The organism is Shewanella surugensis, assembly GCF_023284005.1.
In the GTDB taxonomy this organism is placed as follows: domain Bacteria; phylum Pseudomonadota; class Gammaproteobacteria; order Enterobacterales; family Shewanellaceae; genus Shewanella; species Shewanella surugensis.
In genome coordinates, this window is the sequence record NZ_JAKIKS010000235.1 from 1 (window position 1) to 3,704 (window position 3,704).

A 3,704-nucleotide genomic window follows, 5' to 3' on the forward strand; every position below is an offset into this window, starting at 1 on the left:
GGGGTCTTAGGCGCAGTAGCAGGTAGTATTGGTGGCGCTATAACAGGTTATTATCAAAATGGCTGGGACGGAGCTATGGAAGGGGCTGCTATTGGAGCTGCTGCAGGTGGTACTATAGGTCTTTTGGCTCCCCAAATAGTAGGAGCTTTTGCAACTAATGCTGTTGCGAGTTTAGTTGGTCAAGTGATGAGTAATAAATATCATGGTGCAGGGGCATTTGATAATCTAGATATCATCTCTGCATTGAGTTCAGGATTAGGTGGGGTGGCCTCCACTAGTGCAAAAGGGATTAGTGCCTTTGCTCCGAGGTCTCGTCCCGATGTCATTGGTAACTTTTATAAGCATACTCAACCTAGCAAAGTGATAGGAACATCAATAATGGCTGTTAGTGAAGGCGTTGGTACCGCTATAGGGGAAACGGCAGGAAAAGAATGGAACGGGTTAGCGCAAAAAATGGTAACTGAGATTAGAGCACCTCAAGTCCAACAGTCAGTAAGTGAATAGGATAGTATTTTATGTTTAGAGGTAGTTTTTTACTGGTTTTTGTGTTGTCAGGCGTATTGTCTTTTATATGTATACTTATTTTCCTTGCTTCAATATTTGGATTCGAATTTAGTTTACTGGAAGAACAAAAGGCAAATGTCATAATTGATTACCTTATTGGTGTAATAGTGGGGTGTTTTGTTTCATTCATCGTATCTAGTCGTTTTATTTTCTGTGAACACTGCCAGAAACGGCTTATTTCTTTTCGTGAAAGGGGACAAGCAACCAGTTGGGATAATTTACTTTGGGCGTGGTTAACTAAGCGAAGAGTATTATGTCCACGTTGCAAACGTCCTAATAACCTACGAAAAATAAATTAGCTACAACTTACATAGTTAATCTTACTTTCGATTCATATAAAACCACTGCTTTTTAGCGGTGGTTTTATTAAGGACTTAACCTACATGCAAGCCCGCTTTTTTGTTGGTAAAAAAGTGACCCGCTTATTGGCCGTTTTTACACTAATGATCCAGTTGGTTTTTCCCAAAGCAGTCACAGCTTTAATCGACTAATTTTCTAATAGCGAGCTATGCCAATAATAACCCCTACAAATACGTGGATCCAGATGGGGAGTTTGGGATTGTCGGTGCGTTGATTGGTGCAGGAGTAGAAGCTTTTGCTCAAGTATTAACTCATCAAGGAAGCTATAGAAATTAACGATTAATCAAGACACCCATGATTATTTGCCTAGTTTATGTTCATAAGCTAGGCTTTTTATTATTTAGATAAATGAATTGGGATAGTGTGATGCCAACACCTAGAAAAGCAATCATCAGTATTGAGGATACGCCCTACTATCATTGTGTTTCTCGCTGTGTGAGGCGAGCTTATTTGTGCGGCAAGGATAGCTATACAGGCCAGTCATATGAGCATCGGCGAGCATGGGTTGAAGAACGTATCCTTGAGCTTAGTGAAGTCTTTGCGATTGATATTTGTGCTTATGTGGTGATGTCTAATCATATCCATTTAGTATTATGTGTGGATATTTATGAGGTGAATGGTTGGTCTGATAGAGATGTTGTTAAGCGCTGGCATCAGTTATTTAAAGGGACTGAAATCAGCCAGAAATTTGCTAAAGGCTTGGCACTTGAAGATTTTGAGATGACTTCATTATCAGGAACAATAGCAAAGTACCGTAGTCGGTTAAGTGATATAAGCTGGTTCATGCGAGCGCTAAATGAACCGATTGCAAGGAAGGCAAATCGAGAAGATAAATGCAGTGGACGGTTTTGGGAAGGGCGTTTTAAGAGCCAAGCTCTATTAGATGAAGCGGCAGTACTGGCTTGCATGGCGTATGTTGATCTGAATCCTATGCGAGCGAAAATTGCAGAGACTCCAGAGTCGTCTGACTTTACCAGTATACAGAGGCGAATAAAGGCTGCATTTGTGGGTAAGCAGCCATCAAATTTATTAGCATTTGTGGGTAATGAACGGCTTGATATACCTAAAGGGCTGTTATTTCATTTGGACGATTATTTGCAGTTAGTAGATGAAACGGGTCGGATTATTAGGAATGATAAACGAGGTGCAATCAGTGATGTAGCGATGCCCATTCTCCATAGACTCAATATTCCTCAAGAAAATTGGCTTAAACTTACTACAGAATTTACTGGTTTATTTAAAGGGCCCGTAGGCAGCTTGCAAGAATTGGATGTGTATTGTGAGCATTTAGCGCGTAAACGACGACAAGGTGCGGGTAATTGTCATCGTTGGCTTGATAGTGCTTAACGGGATTAATTAACCAAGACACCCATGATTATTTGCCTTTGATGAGTATGAGCAAAAGTGAACTGAGTTAAATGAGCTATCAAGAACTCGCTTTGTTCTGGAGTTAGCCGACTGATTGAGCCACCATTTTCAGGGTTTAGTTTTTATCAGACTGGTAATCATCAAGATGGCGTTTAACCGTTGTTTTATCTATCCGTAATGCTTGAGCAATCAACGAATAAGACCCGCCTTCTGAGCGTAACAGAACCACTTTTATTCGCTCACATTCACGACTATCACTCGACGATTTATGTCGTGATTCCAGTGAATGCTTTTCTTCTTTCGTTAAGGCTATTTCAATCATGCTGCTATGATGATCTCATTACAGATAATTTCAAGCCTTTGTTTGAAAAAGTGTATCTTGAATGGTCACAGGTATATCATTGAAAAATGCCCTTGTCAGCCCCATTTTATAGACTCTTACTCTTTTTTTATTCTCTATTTAGGATCGGTACATGATTAAATTACATCATCTGAATAAATCTCGTTCAAAAAGAATTATCTGGTTATTAGAAGAGGTAGGCCTTGATTATCAACTTGTCGCTTATCAGCGTGACAGTAATACTTTTTTAGCGCCCCAAGCATTAAAAAATATTCATCCTTTAGGAAAATCACCCGTACTAGAAACGGCTGATTTTACTTTGGTTGAGTCAGGTGCGATCACCGAATATTTAATTTCTACCTATGCAGGACAAGAGCTTGCACCGGAAAAAAACAGTGTTGAATACATCGAGTATCTGCAATGGTTGCACTTTGCCGAGAGTTCGGCTGCACTGCCTTTATTACTGAAAATGTTTGTCAAAATGGATGGCTGTCAAACCAATTTTATTAAGGGTTATGCGGATGTTGAAACAGCAAAAGTAATTGGCTATTTTAATGATTGCCTTATTAATAAAAAGTACTTGGTGGGTGATAAGCTCAGTGGTGCTGACATCATGATGTCTTTTATTGTTGAGGTGGTCAGTAATAATGGAGAACTGGATAAATATCCCGAAATAGCCCGTTATCAGCAACAGTTGCAAAGCCATAGTGCCTATAATAAAGCACAGGAAATTGAACTGGCGCATGATACGGCCTAAGCAGGACTATATAGACACCCAATGTGAGACATGGACAGCCATTATTAATGGCGCGCTTTAGACTTTACTACTGTGAGCGTCCGGCGAACTACGCCTTGCTTAGTTTAACGTGCCAGGGTAAGAGACTATTGAGGTCGCAATTGGGAGAGGATAATTGTTCCAAACAGTGTGCGATATAATCGAAAGGGATTAAACCATTCGCTCTCGCCGTTTCTATGATGCTGTACAACATAGCACTCGCCTCTGCACCACGGTGGTTGTGGTTAAATAACCAGTTTTTTCGACCGATCACAAACGGTTTTACAGCACGCTCAG

At 40.3% G+C, this 3,704-nt stretch carries 5 protein-coding genes; 3 read left to right on the plus strand and 2 right to left on the minus strand.

Features of this window, described 5'->3' with window-relative positions:
• Together L2764_RS26250 and L2764_RS26255 are read left to right on the plus strand one after the other, a co-directional pair.
• On the plus strand, positions 1 to 504 hold a 504-nt coding region (locus tag L2764_RS26250; protein ID WP_248943293.1), incomplete at its 5' end, for a hypothetical protein.
• Positions 505 to 1,290: 786 nt separating this feature from the next.
• Positions 1,291 to 2,271, plus strand: coding sequence for a transposase (locus tag L2764_RS26255; RefSeq protein ID WP_248943294.1), 981 nt, complete (start codon positions 1,291 to 1,293; stop codon positions 2,269 to 2,271).
• Positions 2,272 to 2,407: 136 nt separating this feature from the next.
• Here L2764_RS26255 and L2764_RS26260 read toward each other — a convergent pair whose 3' ends face one another.
• Positions 2,408 to 2,614 (minus strand): helix-turn-helix domain-containing protein, encoded by a 207-nt coding sequence (locus L2764_RS26260; RefSeq protein WP_248943295.1) that lies wholly within the window; start codon positions 2,612 to 2,614, stop codon positions 2,408 to 2,410.
• Between the two features lie 151 nt (positions 2,615 to 2,765).
• Between L2764_RS26260 and L2764_RS26265 the strand changes: the two genes are divergently transcribed.
• Positions 2,766 to 3,389, plus strand: a complete 624-nt coding sequence (locus L2764_RS26265; protein WP_248943296.1) for a glutathione S-transferase family protein — start codon at positions 2,766 to 2,768, stop codon at positions 3,387 to 3,389.
• Between the two features lie 88 nt (positions 3,390 to 3,477).
• Here L2764_RS26265 and L2764_RS26270 read toward each other — a convergent pair.
• On the minus strand, positions 3,478 to 3,704 hold a 227-nt coding region (locus L2764_RS26270), incomplete at its 5' end, for a transposase domain-containing protein (RefSeq protein WP_248943297.1).